This window comes from Rhodococcus sp. 1168 (genome assembly GCF_002091955.1).
GTDB lineage: Bacteria > Actinomycetota > Actinomycetes > Mycobacteriales > Mycobacteriaceae > Rhodococcoides.
In genome coordinates this window covers 52,148-69,949 of sequence record NZ_MKKY01000068.1, presented here as the reverse complement: position 1 = coordinate 69,949, position 17,802 = coordinate 52,148, and the positions used below count along the sequence as shown (strand labels likewise).

Annotated in this window: 14 protein-coding genes and 2 tRNA genes; 5 read left to right on the top strand and 11 right to left on the bottom strand. The window is 62.2% G+C overall.

Annotation, left to right across the window (positions count from 1 at the left end):
* The first annotated feature begins 1 nt into the window (after position 1).
* A complete protein-coding gene (locus BJI47_RS12815) occupies positions 2-1,453 on the top strand; it encodes a protein kinase (RefSeq protein ID WP_088944078.1) in 1,452 nt (483 codons plus the stop codon).
* Positions 1,450-3,375, top strand: coding sequence for a Stk1 family PASTA domain-containing Ser/Thr kinase (gene pknB / locus BJI47_RS12810; RefSeq protein WP_088944077.1), 1,926 nt, complete (start codon positions 1,450-1,452; stop codon positions 3,373-3,375). Before BJI47_RS12815 ends, pknB begins: the two co-directional genes overlap by 4 nt.
* Before the next feature lie 8 nt (positions 3,376-3,383).
* On the opposite strand, the gene BJI47_RS12805 is transcribed toward pknB, so the two are convergent.
* The gene (locus BJI47_RS12805; protein ID WP_088944076.1) at positions 3,384-4,025 is read right to left on the bottom strand and encodes an aminodeoxychorismate/anthranilate synthase component II; all 642 of its coding nucleotides are present in this window, start codon (positions 4,023-4,025) and stop codon (positions 3,384-3,386) included.
* 81 nt (positions 4,026-4,106) lie between these two features.
* Positions 4,107-4,865 carry a DUF881 domain-containing protein gene (locus tag BJI47_RS12800; protein WP_088944075.1) on the bottom strand — a complete coding sequence of 253 codons (759 nt, stop codon included), beginning with the start codon at positions 4,863-4,865 and terminating at the stop codon, positions 4,107-4,109.
* A gap of 249 nt (positions 4,866-5,114) precedes the next feature.
* On the opposite strand from BJI47_RS12800, the gene crgA reads away from it, so the two are divergent.
* Complete coding sequence (gene crgA / locus BJI47_RS12795; protein ID WP_088944074.1) at positions 5,115-5,378, top strand: cell division protein CrgA; 264 nt, start codon at positions 5,115-5,117, stop codon at positions 5,376-5,378.
* A 45-nt stretch (positions 5,379-5,423) separates the two neighbouring features.
* Positions 5,424-5,903 carry a PH domain-containing protein gene (locus tag BJI47_RS12790; RefSeq protein WP_176224831.1) on the top strand — a complete coding sequence of 160 codons (480 nt, stop codon included), beginning with the start codon at positions 5,424-5,426 and terminating at the stop codon, positions 5,901-5,903.
* 37 nt (positions 5,904-5,940) lie between these two features.
* Here the strand turns inward: BJI47_RS12790 and BJI47_RS12785 are convergent, their stop codons facing one another.
* Together BJI47_RS12785 and BJI47_RS12780 are read right to left on the bottom strand one after the other, a co-directional pair.
* On the bottom strand, positions 5,941-6,840 hold the full coding sequence (locus tag BJI47_RS12785) for a rhomboid family intramembrane serine protease (protein ID WP_088944072.1): 900 nt from the start codon (positions 6,838-6,840) through the stop codon (positions 5,941-5,943).
* 73 nt (positions 6,841-6,913) lie between these two features.
* Complete coding sequence (locus tag BJI47_RS12780) at positions 6,914-7,441, bottom strand: peptidylprolyl isomerase (protein ID WP_088944071.1); 528 nt, start codon at positions 7,439-7,441, stop codon at positions 6,914-6,916.
* A 97-nt stretch (positions 7,442-7,538) separates the two neighbouring features.
* Here BJI47_RS12780 and BJI47_RS12775 point away from each other — a divergent pair, with 97 nt between their 5' ends.
* Positions 7,539-7,931 carry a hypothetical protein gene (locus BJI47_RS12775; RefSeq protein ID WP_088944070.1) on the top strand — a complete coding sequence of 131 codons (393 nt, stop codon included), beginning with the start codon at positions 7,539-7,541 and terminating at the stop codon, positions 7,929-7,931.
* A gap of 6 nt (positions 7,932-7,937) precedes the next feature.
* Here the strand turns inward: BJI47_RS12775 and BJI47_RS12770 are convergent, their stop codons facing one another.
* The 7 genes from BJI47_RS12770 to gyrB form a co-directional block, all read right to left on the bottom strand.
* The gene (locus BJI47_RS12770) at positions 7,938-9,596 is read right to left on the bottom strand and encodes an alpha/beta hydrolase (RefSeq protein ID WP_088944069.1); all 1,659 of its coding nucleotides are present in this window, start codon (positions 9,594-9,596) and stop codon (positions 7,938-7,940) included.
* Between the two features lie 127 nt (positions 9,597-9,723).
* Positions 9,724-10,725, bottom strand: coding sequence for a GGDEF domain-containing protein (locus BJI47_RS12765; RefSeq protein WP_088944068.1), 1,002 nt, complete (start codon positions 10,723-10,725; stop codon positions 9,724-9,726).
* Positions 10,726-11,024: 299 nt separating this feature from the next.
* A tRNA-Ala gene (locus tag BJI47_RS12760) sits at positions 11,025-11,097 on the bottom strand.
* Between the two features lie 233 nt (positions 11,098-11,330).
* Positions 11,331-11,404: transfer RNA gene (locus BJI47_RS12755), tRNA-Ile, on the bottom strand.
* A 124-nt stretch (positions 11,405-11,528) separates the two neighbouring features.
* Positions 11,529-12,425 carry a DUF3566 domain-containing protein gene (locus BJI47_RS24645; protein ID WP_254900572.1) on the bottom strand — a complete coding sequence of 299 codons (897 nt, stop codon included), beginning with the start codon at positions 12,423-12,425 and terminating at the stop codon, positions 11,529-11,531.
* Between the two features lie 512 nt (positions 12,426-12,937).
* Positions 12,938-15,481: a DNA gyrase subunit A gene (gene gyrA / locus BJI47_RS12745; protein WP_088944067.1), complete on the bottom strand. Its 2,544-nt coding sequence runs from the start codon at positions 15,479-15,481 to the stop codon at positions 12,938-12,940.
* Positions 15,482-15,550: 69 nt separating this feature from the next.
* The gene (gene gyrB, locus BJI47_RS12740; RefSeq protein WP_088944066.1) at positions 15,551-17,587 is read right to left on the bottom strand and encodes a DNA topoisomerase (ATP-hydrolyzing) subunit B; all 2,037 of its coding nucleotides are present in this window, start codon (positions 17,585-17,587) and stop codon (positions 15,551-15,553) included.
* Positions 17,588-17,802 lie beyond the last annotated feature (215 nt).

Sequence of the window (17,802 nt, the reverse complement as noted above, 5' to 3'; positions counted from 1 at the left end):
CATGCCACTGAAAAATGGTGCCGTCATCGCACAGCGCTATCGCCTCCTACGGCTGATCGCCACGGGCGGTATGGGCCAGGTGTGGGAGGCGATGGACAATCGTCTCGACCGCAAGGTTGCCGTCAAGGTTCTCAAAGCCGAGTTCTCCGAGGATCCGGAGTTCTTGGCGCGCTTCCGTTTCGAGGCGCGTACGACGGCGCAGCTCAACCACCCCGGTATCGCCGGGGTCTACGACTACGGCGAGACGCGCGACGAAGCAGGCGAGTCCCTGGCCTATCTCGTCATGGAACTCGTCAACGGTGAGCCGTTGAACGCCGTACTCGGACGGATCGGGAAGCTGCCACTCGGGCATGCCCTCGACATGCTCGAGCAGACCGGTCGATCGCTACAGATCGCGCACACGGCAGGTGTCGTTCACCGCGACGTCAAGCCGGGCAACATTCTGATCACCCCCGCAGGTCAGGTGAAGATCACCGACTTCGGCATCGCCAAAGCTGTCGACGCCTCCCCGGTAACCAAGACCGGCATGGTCATGGGGACAGCCCAGTACATTGCTCCCGAACAGGCTCTCGGCGACGAAGCTACCTCGGCGAGCGACGTCTACTCCCTCGGTGTCGTGGGCTACGAAGTGCTCTCGGGTACGCGGCCGTTCGTCGGCGACGGTGCGCTCACCGTCGCGATGAAACATGTCCGCGAGATGCCTGCACCGCTGCCCGCAGATCTACCGCCATCGGTGCGCGAGCTCATCGAGATCACCATGGCCAAGGATCCCGTCGCCCGGTACGCGAACGGCGGCGAGTTCGCAGACGCTGTGGCCGCGGTGCGTGCCGGTCGACGACCTCCAGCTCCAGGAAACGGTCGTGGTCCGGGTACCGGACGCGTACTGATGCCCGGCGTCGTGGCCGCTCCCGGCACCAATCCCAACAGCACTCAAATGATGCCGACGTCGCAGAACCGATACACCGGGCCGTCAACGGGCGCTGCGGTTCCCGCCACGCCGGAACCCACGGGGATGACCTCTGCCCAGAAAGCCCTTGCTTGGGGTGGCGCCGGCCTCCTGGCGCTGGCGATCATCATCGGTGGATACGTGCTGCTGACGGGTGGGGAGGGAACACCGGCGCCGTTCACGCCGCCGACGACGAAGCCTGCCCCGACCACGACGACCACCACAACCACGGAACCGATGACCACGGAACCGACCACCACCCGGGAAACCACCACCACGACTACCCCGCCCCCGACGACCACCACGACGGAACCGCCGACCACGACCACCGCGCCGCCGGTGACAACGACGGCCCCAGCGGCGACGACGACGAGCGCTGAGTTCACCTTGCCGCGGTTGACTCTCCCGTCGCTGCCCGGCGCTGGTGACGAAGAAGATTCCGGTGACACCGGAGCCGGCGGCGCCTCCAAACCGCAACTCGGACCTGATCGACAAGGACAACCATGACGACTCCCCGCAGTCTCTCCTCCCGTTACGAGTTGGGTGAGATTCTCGGCTTCGGTGGCATGTCCGAGGTCCACCTTGCGCGCGACAATCGACTCGACCGTGATGTAGCCATCAAGGTGCTGCGAGCAGATCTCGCTCGCGATCCCACGTTCTATCTTCGGTTCCGCCGCGAGGCGCAGAATGCGGCAGCTCTGAACCATCCCGCGATCGTGGCGGTCTACGACACCGGTGAGGCCGAGACCGAAGCCGGTCCGCTGCCGTTCATCGTCATGGAGTACGTCGACGGCAATACTTTGCGTGACATCGTCCGCGCCGACGGTCCGATGACACCGCGCCACGCGATGGAGGTCATCGCCGACGTCTGTGCGGCTCTCGACTTCAGTCATCGCAACGGAATCGTGCATCGCGACGTCAAACCAGCGAACGTCATGATCAACAACGCCGGTGCAGTCAAGGTGATGGACTTCGGTATCGCCCGCGCGATTGCGGACAGCGCGAGTCCGATGACGCAGACCGCCGCAGTGATCGGAACAGCTCAATATCTGTCCCCCGAACAGGCCAGAGGCGAGCAGGTGGACGCCCGCTCGGACGTGTATTCGCTCGGTTGCGTCCTGTTCGAGGTTCTGACCGGTGAGCCCCCGTTCAAGGGGGACTCACCGGTAGCTGTCGCATATCAGCATGTGCGGGAAGATCCGCAACTACCGTCCTCGGTCAATTCTGCGATCCCGCGGGAGCTCGACTCGATCATTCTCAAGGCCATGGCCAAGAACCCGGCCAACCGCTACCAGTCGGCAGCGGACATGCGCACCGATTTGGTGCGAGTGCTCGGCGGGCAGCGCCCCTCGGCGCCCACCGTCATGAACGACGAGGACCGCACCACGATCCTCGGCTCGATGGACTCGCGGGAGTCACAGTTCCGATCGGGTGACACCGACCGGCCGGCCGAGCAGCCTCCGGCGCAACGCGGCGAAGACAACACCTCGAAGCGTCGAGGACTGCGAATAGCAGTGATCGCGCTGGCAGCGATAGTCGTGGTCGGCATCATCACCGCGTTCCTGTTGTCTCTCGGCGGCGATTCCTCACCGGATCGAGTCGCCATCCCCACCGTCGCAAATCTCACGACCGCGGAGGCGACTTCAGCTCTTGCAGACCTAGGACTTCGGGTCCAGACCCGCGAGAAGCCCGATCCCACGATCGCCGCGGGCAGAGTCATCGCCTCGCAGCCACCCGCTGGAACGCAGGTCGATTTGCCGAGCACGGTCGACCTCGATATCTCGACCGGTCCGGAGCAGGTGCAGGTTCCGGCGTTGGCCGGCAAGACTGCTCAACAGGCAACTCAGGCATTGTCCGCGATCGGTCTCGAACTCGACACTTCCGTGGCACGAGCGGCTTCGACACCAGAGAATCTCGACAAGGTGGTCGAACAGAATCCGTCGACCGGTGTCGGCATCACCGTCGGCTCCGCCGTCAAGATCACGTTGGGCAGTGGCCCGTCGCAGATCCGTGTTCCCGATGTCACTGGCCAGCAGGTCGACGTAGCGCGTCTCAACATCGAGGCTGCCGGCTTCAAGGTTCAGATCGAGAACATCGACTCGGGTCAGACCGTCGGAGAGGTTGTCTCGACGAGCCCGGCAGGTGGATCGAACGCCGCCGAAGGTGACACCGTGACACTGCGCGTGTCGAACGGCGACAAAATCCCCATGCCCGATCTTGTCGGGATGACGCCGGCGCAAGCACTGTCGGCACTCGAGGCAGCCGGATGGACGGGTACCTCAGCCAACATCACCTCGACCCCGCAGAGTCAGCTCGACCCGACCCTGGTGGGGCGAATCGTCAATCAGGCCGAACCCGCCGGCTCGGAAATCACCAAGTCCCAGTCGCTCAACGTGAACGTGGGAACCCTGGGAATTCCACCCCGGTAAATAGAGCGTCAGCTGAACGCGAGTGCGACCTGCGCCTCGAGTTCGACCACGAGGCGCTCGTCCTGCTCGAGTCCGCAGACGGCGAGCCAGTTGGACAGTATCCGGTGGCCACCCTGAGTGAGAATCGACTCGGGGTGGAACTGGACGCCGTGTATCGGCAACGTCCGATGGCGCATGCTCATCACGAGGCCGGAGTCGGTGCGTCCGGTCACCTCGAGTTCATCGGGGATGGTGTCCTCGACGACGGTCAGCGAGTGGTATCGAGTAGCGGTGAACGGCTCGGGTAGTCCCTCGAGGACGCCGACGCCCGTGTGGTGGATGATGCTGGTCTTTCCGTGCAGTAGTTCAGGCGCGCGGTCGACGGTCGCACCGAAGGCCGCACCGATTGCCTGGTGTCCCAGACACACCCCGAGCAGTGGAGTACCGGACGCAGCGGCCGCGGTCACGAGATCCATCGTGGCTCCCGCTCGGTGCGGTGTCCCCGGCCCTGGGCTGAGCAGAATGCCGTCGAAGTCCGCAACGACGGCGGCCCGGTCGGTCAACCTGTCGTCGTCGTTACGCCAGACTGTCGCGTCGACTCCCAGTTGGCCCAGGTACTGGACGAGGTTGAAAACGAAGCTGTCGTAGTTGTCGACGACCAGAATGCGCATGGGGCAAGGATAGGCGAGCGCGTCGAGCACGAATCGCCCCGACGTCCTTAGCGACTCTGTGGCGGACTACTGCAAAGGCGCTCACCGCGCAGGCTGTGCGAATCCGATCCGTATCGGTCCGGTGTAGCCGGGCACGGTCAGGGCGTCGGAACGTGTTTCTTCGAAACCCAGCCCGTAACGAAGCGCATACTGCCGAAACACCCGAACACCCGGATTGTTGGCGAGGGCCGCAGAGAGTCGCTCGGGGTCTCCCAAGGCCGTCACCACGTAGGGCGGGCTGTACGTGCGCCCACCCAGCAGAAGCGTGTTACCGATGCAGCGCGGCGCGACCTGGCTCGTGATCCGTTGATCCTGCATGGCCATTGCCGACGCGCCGCCGGTCCACAGTGCATTGAGCACACTTTGCACGTCCTGTTGATGCACGACGAGGTCGTCCGGCGACGCGTCAGATGCGTACCGCCCGTCCGGGCCGCGGGCTGCGTCGGTCAACGTCACGACCACACCTGGCCCCGATGCCGGCTCGACCCCCGCCTGGGCGGCGAGCGGATCGGCCGCGGCCAGCGCACGTCCCACTTCGACGTCGGAGGAACCCGCGGTGCGCTGCAAGTCGTCGACCTGCCGGGCCAGGTCGTTTCTGATCGACTCGGCATCGTCACTGCTGCTCTGGGCTGCCCCGACCAGATCCGACAACCTGGTGGTGTCGCTTCGACGGATTTCGTCACCTTGAGATACGACTCTGGTGGTCGCCAGGAGTACCCCGACGACAAGGCATACGACGAGAACCAAGATCTGCCAGCCACGCGCCGCGAGGCGCTCTCTGGTGGTCGATTCCTCGATCATGGTTTCATCCGATGCTCTCTCGTGAGATTGCGCTGAGCTAGCGTGTATGGGCATACGGTGACCGGTCCGAAAAAACCGGGCCTGTGGATAACAACGCCAGGCAAAGCAGTGTTGGGGCGATAACAGTGCGAAACTCTACTAGCGAGGACGCTACCTGTTGCAGTTGTCCACAACCGTTATCCACAGGTCGACGGGTCGTGTACCGGTAAGTCGTCTGTACGAGCGTCAGCACACTACGAAGGGTTGAACATGCCGAAATCGAAGGTTCGGAAAAAGAAGGACTACTCCATTGCACCCGGCACCAGATCCGCCGGAGCGCTGAAGGCCGGCCCGTCGAGCCCACTTTTCGTGGCGGTGATGCTCGGGTTCATGCTGGTAGGGCTGCTATGGCTCATCGTGTACTACTTGGCTGCCGACAGTATCTCGTGGATGAACGACCTCGGTGCATGGAACTTTCTGATCGGTTTCGGCTTCATGGTCGTCGGTCTCGTCATGACCATGAAGTGGCGATGACACGGTCCCGTCGGCAGTTAGTTACACGCGTGTCATTCATCCCCAATGTGGATGAAGCCTGTGGATAACTTTTCCGAGTCTCCACAGCCTGTGGATAGATTGAGCTGGGCGACGCCTCTTTCGGCTGTCATCGCCATGATCTTGGGCGGATTCGCACTGTTCGGAGCGGCATTGTTGACCGGTACCGACGCCACGGGCCGACTTCTCATCTCGATTGCGGCTATCGGCCTGTGGACGATCGCGGGACTCGCTGCCCTGCAGCGGCCGAGACTGGCGATCGTCGACGGAACACTGTCGATGAAGCGCCTGTCGGGAGTGCAGGCGTACCTCCCGAGCGAGATCGTGCGAATCAAGCTCGCTCGATACCCCCGACTCGGGCGGCGCGTTCCGATGATCGAAATCGACGTCCAACGCGCGGGTGACAGCGAGGATCGGCTGATCATCTTCGGTCGCTGGGATCTCGGAACCAGCCCGGAGACAGTGTTCGACGAGCTCGTCCGGCACGGGTTCGTACCCGCGGGCTGACGAGCCGGGCGGGTTGTTCCGACGGTGTTGGTGGGTTTTACAGACCCATCATCGAGCGAAGCGACAGCACGCGAACTGCGATGATTGCCACGCATACGGCTGCGACGGCACCGACGGCGATCCACCCGATGTGCGGTGTTCGATTCCGACTGGGCAGAAACACGATGCCGGCGGTCGCAGCAGCGCCGGCGACGAGGCCGCCCATGTGCCCCCAGAGCGAAATTCCGGGGATCGAAATACTGATGAAGATATTGAGGCCGATAACCACGAGAATCGGAGTCGGGCTGCGCCGAAGCTTCAGCAGAATGACCGCTTGCGCACCCAACAGCCCGAAGATCGCTCCGGAAGCTCCTGCGGTGACGGTGAGCGGGTACTCGAGGACCATGACCGAGGCACTGCCGCCGAGTAGTGAGACGAAGTAGACCGCCAGGTATCGGCTTCGACCGAGAATCATTTCGACGTCGCGGCCGATGATGTACAACGCGAACATGTTGACGAGCAGGTGGATCGGCCCGATATGCAGGAAGCCGCTGCCGATGAGGCGCTCGACGTCACCGGTAGCGACCGCGCGTGGAAACAGCGCCCACGCGTTGAACAGCGACGATGCGTCGGTATTGCCCATCACATCGCGCGATTGCATCGCCGTCACCGCGAAGACGAGGACGTTGAGGGCCATGAGGATGTACGTGACGAGTCCGTACGTCGATCCCGCCCGAGCACCGGCGACAGTCCTGATCGGCCGTACCGAAGCATTGGCGTCACGCACGCAGTCGACGCAATGCTGCCCGACTGCTGCAGGTCGTAGACATTCGGGGCACGCTGGGCGTCCGCATCGCGAGCACGCCAGTCCGGTCGCTCGATCGGGATGCCGGACGCACCTCGACTGGGGTGGGGTTGGCTGATCGCCGGGCGCGCCACCCCAGCCGGGGTCGGTCATGGTGAAATTCCTCTACGGTGAATTTTGTCGAGCACCTGAATTGGTGGTGTGAGCGTTTCTCAGGAGAGAACGATTACGCAATGGTGACGCTGTTGATGACGACATCCTCGACGGGACGATCGCCACGGCCGACAGCAGTTCCGGAGATGGAATCGACTACCTTCTTCGACGCCTCGTCCGTCACCTCACCGAAGATGGAGTGCTTACGGTTCAGATGCGGGGTCTTGCCGGTGGTGATGAAGAACTGCGATCCGTTCGTTCCCGGACCCGCGTTGGCCATGGCCAGCAGGTAGGGGCGGTCGAACGAGAGCTCGGGGTGGAATTCGTCGCCGAACTTGTAGCCCGGTCCACCCGAACCCGTTCCGGTGGGGTCTCCGCCCTGGATCATGAAGCCGTCGATGACGCGGTGGAAGACGGCGCCGTCGTAGAACGGTCCGGTCTTTCCGCCGGACGCGTTCGTCGAGGTGTAGTCCTTCGATCCGTCCGCGAGCCCAACGAAATTCTCGACCGTCTTCGGCGCGTGGTTGCCGAAAAGATCGATGACGATGTCGCCGTGGTTGGTGTGCAACGTGGCAGTGGAGGTCTTGTTTGGTGAAGTCACCCCTCCATCGTGCCATTGACGCTCTACCGAGCGGTCGGCAACGGTCCTTCGATGTGTTCATTCCTGGCTCTACGCCTGCATATGGAACAGTGAAGCCATGACGAGCACATCGAAATCCGGCCGGATTCGTGGAATTGCGGCGACCACTGGTGGCTCTGCCGTGCAGGCTGCGAAAGTTTTCGGTGGCGGTGCAGCGAGCGTCGGACTCCAGCTCTCCACCCGGGGACTGAAGCTTGCCCGACGCGAAATTGCCCGACATAAGCAGAGCGGTCCAGCCCAGCGAAAAGGCGAGCCTCGCGTCTCACCTCGTACGAAGCGCATTTTGGTATTCGGAGCGCTGTTCGGGGCAGTTGCCGGCGTCACAGTTCTGGCCACTCGACGTCGCAACACTTTCCAGCCGCCCGCTGACGCGCCACCCAGTCTCGCCGACTACGAGTCCGAGGTCTCGCACGCTGCCAACGGGCAGACCGACGCCCTCGATCACCCCTAGCGGTAGCTATCGGTCGTTGCCGGGCGCGCGTCCGCCCAATTCGGAGGCGCGCCCGGCAACGACCAGCGCGCTGTTGTGCTGCGCGGCCGTGCCCTCGGCAAAATACCCTCCGTGCCCCTCGGCCGGTAGGTATCCCGAGCCTTCGGTAGGAAGCTGTTCGGTTCCGTCGAGACGGCTCGGATCGGTGCCGAAGGCCCCGAGGTCCGCGACCGTGTCGTCGGACGCTTCACCGACGAATACGTGACCTGGCGGTAGGGACAGCTCCGCGACGGTCCCGGTTCCCAATCCTGGCGACCCGACAACAACCAGTTCGTCGACGCCAGTGTCGTCGGCACCGCGGACCGCATACGCGGCGGTGAGCGAACCGTAGGAATGACCGAGCAAAGACAAATGTGGGTCCTCGGCACGCGCGGCGTCGAGGCCGTCGAGAAATGTCGACAACCGCTCTCCGCCGGCGATCGCCGCTGAGCCGGAGACGACAGAACGGTCCGGGTTCAACAGGTTCCACCCGAGGTGTGGAGCCTCGTAGTTCATCCATGTCACGCAGGCTGCAGTCTCCGGCGGATCCTTTGGAAGTAGTTGTTCGACAGTTTTTTTCAGTGAATCCATATCGTCGTCGTATCGCCCCAAGTCCCCCTGGACATCCGAGTCGAGGCCGGGCACGAACACCGCCACGTGAGTAGCGGTGTCGACGTTGCCCACCGCGATCGCGGCCAAGGTGTCTTCGCCACTCCGATTGTCCAGGACCAGCAGTTGACGATCCCCCTGGTCGAGGGTGGCCGTGATCGCGTCGAGCGCGGCCAAACGTTTACGTGTCTGTACCAACCCCGCATCGGCGTTGTCCAACATTCCGCCGAAAATGTTGTCGTTCAAGCGATCCTCCAGATCGGTGGCAGCTTCCTCGAGGCGGCTTCTTTCGCGAACGAGCATCCGTCGGTTAGCCGAATCTCGAACCACCGCCGGAATTCCGTCCAGGTTTCCGATCAGATCGGGTCGATCGACCAGTAGTCGGGTCCGCTCAGCCATCGTGAGCGAATCCCAGAACGCGGCGTTGGCGGATGCACTCTTTCCGGTCGGTACCGCCGTCTCGGTCGGTACTGCAACTTTGGATTCTGGTGCAGCAGCGAGGATCGTGGAGACGGCCGCCCCTGTCGCCGCTACCGAATCGAACAGTGCCAACAGGGTCGATGCTCCCTGCGCGTCGAGGTATCGAGCACGCGTCAGAAGTTCGGTGGCTCGTTCCCGAAGGTCGCGTATTCGCCTGAGGCGATCACGACCGAGGCTCCATGCATCTTCGGACGCGCTGGAGTACAGCGTCATTCGATCCAGAACCCCACCGTCGTCGGTGATGTCGGCATCACTGTCCTGGGCTTCGCGGTCGCATTCCAGAACCGAAGCCACGAGCGGGTACATCGCATACGCAAGGTCCTCGACACAGGTTCCGATCGATATCAGCTGATCGGCGGCGCGAAAATACCCGTCACGAAGGCTGTGGATTTCTACGCGCGCTGCATCCGCGGCTGCCCCTGTCCACTCGAGGGTCTCGGACAATCGCTCGAGCGTGGCCATATCCTCCATCAGCCCATCCGACGTGCAGACCAATGAGCGCGAAAGCAGCCCGATCTTTTCCGGGTCCCACTGCCGGATGTCACCCCAGGTAACCATGCAACCATCCCCCGTCGACTACCCGATCGTCGTCCGGTCGGTCGACGTGAGAACACAGTCAACGCTTTCTTCAGCTCGTCGGGCGGAATCTATCCACAGGCTGTGGATAGATTCCGGGGGCGGTACGTCAGGGCTGTATTCTCCAGTCCGGTTCGCCGGTGGAGTCGGTGTCAGCAGCGCCGGGCTGCCTTTGTGCTACCGGTCTGCTGCGCTTGGCGCGGTACAGATCTGCGTCGGCCGCCCGGTATATCTCCGCCCAGCGACACGTAGCGGGCATGCAGACCAGTCCGACACTCCACTCGGCACGATGTGCGCGCCTAAGCCGCTCGATGATGTGCCAGGCCTCTCCCTCGTGAACGCCCGGCATGAACAGGACGAACTCGTCGCCCCCGAGTCGGCCGAGCACGTCCCGTCGCGTGAGCTCGGCTTTCCACGCCTTCGACAGGCGGGAGAGCAACACGTCGCCTGCGATGTGCCCGTATTCATCGTTGATCTGCTTGAAGTTGTCCAGATCGAGCACAGCCACGCTGACCGACAGACCGCGAGCAACACAGACCGGGAGCATCTTGTCTATCTTGGATTCGAATCCGAAGCGGTTGAGAAGCCCCGTCAGAACGTCGTGTGTCGCCGAATAGCGCATACGCCGGGCAAAGGTACCGAAAACTTCGGTGGAGACGACTACGCCGAGCGCAATGAGGATGTATGCGATGAACGGCGAGTCGTACGGCGCCACGGAGGTACCAACAACCGTCGAAAGCGCGACGAACGCAGCCCATATGCCCGCGTTACGCTCGGACCAGAACGCCCCGACATGCATACCCAAGAACATCGCGGACTGCACGCTGACAAGAAGTGTCGGCAGGGCGGTGCTGACGGACGACGTCAACGCCAGCGCGAGTGTCGCCATGAATGTGACACTGCCGATGGTGCGCTTCGGGCTCGGCTGCTTCGATCTCAGAAGCACTACCACCGAGGCGACACCGAGAGCCGCCGCCGCGAAAACTGCGAGCCGACCAGCTGATCCCAGTTGGTCCCACGATGCGCTTCCGCCAGCGATGGAAAGAAGCGTCGTTCCCACGACGAAAACCAGCAGTGTCAGAGCAGCTTCATCGAGCTCGAGTCTTCTCACGCGCGAATGGCCCTGTACGGGTACACGCGGAGGCGTCCCAGATACCTGCTCGGCATGGCCCACCTCCCATGGTCGCGTCTTGTGAAACGTAGGCAGACGCGCTCTACGTGCCGGACCTTAACACTCGCCGAGGACACCCGGTCCGAAAGGAGTCACCGGGGACATCACTCTCGAGGTCGGTGAGTACTCTCTCGAGGTCGGTGAGTCGAGAGGATCGTTACGAATATCCACCATAACCGGCGGACAAAAAAGATGACGCCCAGCTGGTGCTGGACGTCATCTCTTACTTCGTGAAACTGTGGAGCCTAGGAGATTCGAACTCCTGACATCTGCCTTGCAAAGGCAGCGCTCTACCAACTGAGCTAAGGCCCCGGGTCTATCCGGCGAGCGAACAACACGTTACATGTTCACTTTCCTTTTACAACAACCGGTCTCCGACAACCGGTTTCAACTCACCAAAGGACGTTCAGTCAGTTATGACTTCGTGCCAGACACCGTCTCCGCTACGCACTGCTCGCAGCTTCGTCACTGTCGAAATCACTGTCACAACCGCACCGGCGAGGAGGAGAATCTTCACGAATCTCATCCTCTCCGCCTTCTGGTTGTGGGCCTAGGAGGACTTGAACCTCCGACCTCTTCCTTATCAGGGAAGCGCTCTAACCGCCTGAGCTATAGGCCCTCGAACCTCGGTCACAGGGACCAATTAATTCGAGGAAATTATTCTCCTCGAACCGAGGAGTGAGGTTACCGCATCGAGCCGCTGTACTCCAAAACGGCTCGATGCGGTGCCGTCGTATGCCGTGTCAGTCCCGATCCGCGAGCGTCACTTCGACGCCCCCTACCAGGTCCGATGACAAGTTGTAGATGAACGATCCGATCGTCGTCAGCGCAGTGAACAACACCACATTGAGGATTCCGATGACAGCTGCGTAGCCGAATACCTGACCTGCACTCACCAGTCCGCCACCACCGTCCTCGTTGACGATCTCGGTGAAGGCGCTGTTCAGTCGGTCCCAGACGCCCATGCCGTCCAGGACGGCGTACAGAAGCCCGACTGCGACCATCCAGACGAAGAACAAGGACACCGCGATCACCAGCGAGATCTTCAGGGTCGACCAAGGATCGATCTTACGGATCTGGATGGTGGCACGGAGCGGCTCGCCCTCTACCCGCGCAGCAACCGCAACCGGGGCAGGAGCCTTCTGTGCGTCGCTACTGGGCGCGGGATGTCGAACCGACGACAAGTCCGGCATGTCCTTCGCCAGATCCTTGCGTTCGATATGGCGAGTCGGACCGTCTATGACGGCAGCTTTGGACTTGGCATCCTCCCGCCGCTGAGCCTTTGCACCCTGACTTTCGCCACGAGCTTGCGCGGTGGGAGTGACCGGTCCATCGGCAGGTGACCCGGCCGGCAATGCTCCAGTTCGAGTCGACAGATTGGTCTGCGGCTGGTTCTGCGCACGATGTGCTGTCTCTTGCTGACCCTGAACCCGCCCCCGTTGCCATGGGGGCGATCCCTGCGTAGACCTGTTGGGCCCCGCACCATCGGGTGCACCAGCAGAATCGGTGCGCTCTTTCGGCAGCGCCGTCGTCGGAGGTTGCTGACTACCGGCCCTCAGTGGATCGAGCGGAGCCGACGCCGGTTCCGACGATGCAGCAGCAGGCACCGCCGAAGGCTTCTCGAGTGGCCGCTCGGGCACACCTTTCACCGAAGGTGCTGCCTGCGTCGGCGGTGGCTCAGCCGCGGTCGGCCGGGGTGCAGGCTGCACCCCAGCCGGAGGATGGACCCCCGACGAAGTCGGGGCACCCGGTGCCTTTTGCGGCCGCTGTGAGGTGGGCTGCTCGGCCGTGGCCGGAGCTGCCGAGTCGGTTCGTTGAGCAGGCGAAGTTGTACCGGTACCCGGTCGCTGGCCTGGAACGCCCTGCTGTGGAGGTCCCTGCTGTGGGGCGCTCTGAGCCGGCGGCCCATGCGGTGGGCGGCCTGGTGCCTGGGTCTGTGGCCCCTGCGTCGGCCGTGCCGGAGGACGTGTACCACTCTGCGGCGCTCCTGCCGCGGTCGGCCTCGGTAGTGCCTGCGGCGCAGGGGTACGCCCGGGCTCCGGTGCGGAAGGAGGCCGTGCGGCCGGTTGCGGTCGCGCAGGCTGCCGCGCAGCAGCATCACCTTGTTCGCCCTGCGGGGCCGGCCTGCTACCGGGCCTGTTGGGAGTACTCACTACGACTCCTTCGGTGCATCTTCTTCGGTGCCCTCAGCGCCCAATTCGGGCTCATCGGCATTGCGGGCAATAGCGAGCAGTGTGTCGCCTTCACCGAGATTCATCAACCGAACGCCCTTCGTCTGACGGCCTGCTTTCCGAACCTGCTTTGCCGCGGTACGGATGACGCCGCCCCCGGATGTGATGGCATACAGCTCGTCATCATCGTCGACGATAAGAGCCCCCACCAGCGTGCCACGCTTCGGATCGTACTGAATCGTCAGCACGCCCTTTCCGCCTCGGCCCTGCTGCGGGTAGTCCTCCATCGCAGTCCGCTTCGAGTAACCACCCGAAGTTGCCACCAGAAGGTACTTCCCTTCGCGGACGACATTGAGGGACAGTAGCCGATCTTCACCGTTGAATCGCATGCCCTGCACACCGGACGTCGCCCGACCCATCGGACGAAGCACTTCGTCGGTGGCCGAGAAACGGATGGACTGGCCCTGCGCGGAGACGAGAAGCAGATCGTCGTCCGAGGACGCCAACACTGCGCCGACCAATTCGTCCTCGCCGCGCAGGTTGACCGCCACGATGCCGCCGCTTCGGTTGGAGTCGAAGTCGGTGAGCTTGGACTTCTTGACCAGACCGCCCTTGGTTGCGAGAACCAGGTAAGGCGCATCCTCGTAGGTCTGGATCTGAATGACCTGAGCTATCCGCTCGTCCGGCTGGAAGGCGAGCAGGTTGGCCACATGCTGACCACGCGCGGTGCGATTGGCTTCCGGCAGCTCGTACGCCTTCGCACGGTAGACGCGCCCCTTGGTGGTGAAGAAGAGAATCCAGTCGTGCGTCGAGCATACGAAGAACTTGCTGACGATGTCGTCTTGTTTGAGCCCCGCACCCTGAACGCCCTTGCCGCCGCGCTTCTGAGAACGGTAGAGATCGGTCCTGGTGCGCTTCGCGTAGCCGGTCTCGGTGATGGTGACCACGACGTTCTCGCGGGCGATCAGATCCTCGTCGTTGACGTCGCCGTCGGAAGCGATGATCCGGGTGCGCCGGTCGTCGCCGAACTTCTCGACGATCTCGGCGAGTTCGTCGCGCACGATCTGGCGCTGACGTTCCGGCTTGGCAAGGATGTCCTCGAGCTCAGCGATCTCGATTTCGATTTCTGCCAACTCGTCGATGATTTTCTGGCGCTCGAGGGCAGCAAGCCGTCGGAGCTGCATCGCGAGGATCGCGTCGGCCTGAATCGTGTCGACCTCGAGCAAGTCGATGAGGCCCGTGCGGGCGGAATCGACGTCGGGAGAGCGGCGGATCAAAGCAATGACCTCGTCGAGCGCATCGAGCGCTTTGACCAGTCCACGCAAGATGTGTGCGCGCTCCTCCGCTTTGCGCAACCGGTATCGAGTACGACGGACGATCACTTCGAGCTGATGGGCCACGTAGAAGCGAATCATCTGGTCGAGACGCAAGGTACGCGGGACACCATCGACGATCGAGAGCATGTTAGCGCCGAAACTCGTCTGAAGCTGGGAGTGCTTGTAAAGGTTGTTCAGCACGACCTTCGCGACAGCATCGCGCTTGATGGTGACCACGATGCGCAGGCCGACGCGGTCCGAGGACTCGTCGTCGATCTTCGAGATGCCACCGAGCTTGCCGTCACGTACCTGCTCGGCGATCGAAGTGATCATGTTGTCCGGGTTGACCTGGTACGGCAGCTCGGTGATCACGATCGTTGCGCGACCGTTGGAATCCTCTTCGATTTCCACGACGCCGCGCATCCGGATAGATCCGCGGCCGGTGGAGTAAGCGTCCTGGATGCCCTGTCCACCGACGATGAGTCCGTGGGTCGGAAAGTCCGGCCCCTTGACGCGTTCCATGCACGCGGCCAAGGTTGCTTCCTCGTCCGCGTCGAAATTATCGAGGGCCCAGAACACGGCTTCACTGAGCTCGCGCAGGTTGTGCGGCGGAATGTTGGTGGCCATACCGACGGCGATTCCGTTGGACCCGTTCATCAACAAGTTGGGTACCCGCGACGGAAGTACCGTCGGCTCTTGGGTTTTGCCGTCGTAGTTGGGAATGAAGTCGACGGTTTCCTCGTCGATATCGCGCAACATCTCCATCGCGAGCGGAGTCAAGCGTGCCTCGGTGTAACGCATTGCGGCGGCGCCGTCGTTGCCGCGCGATCCGAAGTTGCCCTGACCGTCGACCAACGGGTAACGCATCGACCACGGCTGTGCCAAACGGACCAAAGCGTCGTAGATGGAGCTGTCGCCGTGCGGATGGTAGTTACCCATCGTTTCGGCAACGGGGCGTGCGGATTTGACGTAGCTGCGGTCGGGACGGAAGCCCGAGTCGTACATGGCGTAGAGCACGCGGCGGTGGACTGGCTTCAGGCCGTCTCTGACCTCGGGTAGCGCGCGGCCGACGATGACGCTCATCGCGTAGTCGATGTAGCTACGCTGCATTTCCTCTTGAATGTCGACCGGATCGATCCGATCTCCACCCTCGGCGTTGGTGGTCGAACCCGGAGGCGGTCCTACTGGTGGTTCGGTGATATCGGACATAAGCGTTTTCTCCTAGAGAAAGTCACCGTAGGTCAACACGACAGTGGCGGGTCGACCTACGGACATCAACTAAACGTCAAGAAAGCGAACATCTTTGGCGTTGCGGGCGATGAAACTGCGACGAGCGGGCACGTCCTCGCCCATCAATACGCTGAAGAGTTCGTCTGCAGCTGCAGCATCGTCGAGAGTGATCAGACGCAAGACGCGAACCGACGGATCCATCGTCGTTTCCCACAATTCCTTGGGATTCATCTCACCGAGACCCTTGTAACGCTGCACACCGTCTTCGACGTTGATCTTGCGCTTGTTGGCCAGACCTGCCGCGAGCAAAGCGTCTCGCTCGGGGTCGGAGTACGCGAAATCTGGTTCACCGCGGCTCCACTTGAGTTTGTACAGCGGCGGCATCGCGAGGTAGACGTGGCCGTGTTCGATCAAGGGCCTCATGAAGCGGAACAGCAACGTCATCAGCAGCGTCGAGATGTGCTGACCGTCGACGTCGGCGTCGGCCATCAGCACGATCTTGTGGTACCGCAGCTTGGTGATGTCGAACTCGTCGTGGATACCAGTACCGAACGCGGTGATGATTGCCTGGACTTCGTTGTTCTTCAGCACGCGGTCGATGCGGGCTTTTTCGACGTTGATGATCTTTCCGCGAAGCGGCAGAATCGCCTGGAACATCGAGTCACGGCCGGACTTGGCCGAGCCGCCTGCGGAGTCGCCCTCCACGATATAGATTTCGGACTTACTGGGATCGTTGGAACGGCAGTCGGCTAGCTTTCCCGGCAGTCCACCGATGTCGGTTGCGCTCTTGCGCCGCACCATTTCTCGCGCTTTACGCGCAGCCATACGAGCTTGCGCCGAGGACACGGCCTTGTTGATGATCGTCTTGGCGTCGGCCGGGTTCGATTCGAACCAGTGCGAGAGATGCTCGTTGCAGGCCTTGAGAACGAAAGAACGAACCTCGGTGTTGCCAAGTTTGGTCTTCGTCTGGCCCTCGAACTGCGGCTCGGAAACGCGAACCGATAGAACAGCGGCCAATCCCTCACGAATGTCGTCGCCGGTGAGATTCCCGTCCTTCTCTTTGACGAGCTTCTTTTCCTTGGCGTACTTGTTCACCGTCGCCGTCAACGCCGTGCGAAAACCTTCTTCGTGGGTTCCGCCCTCATGCGTGTTGATGGTGTTGGCAAAGGTGTGAACCGACTCGGAGTAACCGGCGTTCCACTGCATCGCGACCTCGACCTCGTGGCCTGTGCCCTTACCGGTGAATCCGACGACGGAGGTATGGATCGGGGTCTTCTTCGCGTTGATGTGCTTGACGAAGTCGACCAGACCGTCCGGGTAGTGATACGTCCGTTTCCGCGCCTTGGTGGGCTTGGAGGCTGCCTCGTCCTGTTCCTCGGTAGCAGATTTCGGCGCCAGCGCAGTTTCACCCAGCTCGTCTTCGGTCACTTCGGCGACGGCAATGCGCTCGTCGGCGAAGTTGATGGTCAGACCCTTGTTGAGGAAGGCCATTTCCTGCAGACGGCGATGCACGGTCTCGAAGTTGAAATCGAGAGTCTCGAAAATTTTGTCGTCAGCCCAGAAACGAACTTTTGTTCCGGTCTCTTCGGTTTCTCCCACGGTCTCGAGTGGGCCGGGCTTCGCATAGTCGTACGTTTGGGTATAGCGATGTCCGTCACGTGCGATCTGCAATTCGACCTTCGTGGACAGCGCGTTCACCACAGAGATACCGACGCCGTGCAGACCACCGGAAACCGCGTACGAGTCCGAATCGAACTTGCCACCCGCGTGCAACTGAGTCATGACGACCTCGACGGTGGGAACACCGGAGGAGTGCATGCCGACTGGAATACCTCGACCGTCGTCCTCGACCTCGACGCTGCCGTCTTCGTGAATCGTGACGTTCACGGTCGAGGCATAGCCGGCCATCGCCTCGTCGACCGAGTTGTCGACAACCTCCCAAATCAGGTGGTGCAGACCTCGCTCACCGGTCGAACCGATGTACATACCTGGTCTCTTACGTACTGCTTCGAGCCCCTCGAGGACCGTGATGGACGAAGCGCCGTAATCCTTGTTGTCGCTTTTACCTGACTTTTGGGCAGTCACGGTTGGGTTGTTCTCCTTCTACGCATTTTCGACTCCCCCTCGCACCACACGGTGCTGCCGCATCGAAAACACACTCGTGGTGCTCCCGGCACGGATGCGACACCCCGTCATGGACGCCTTCCGCTTTCGCAGTGGACATCCTGGTTCGGCAGAGTCGATCCGAAGGGCTTCCTTACGTTACCGCCCTATACTACTGGTACGCCCTGGCAGCATGG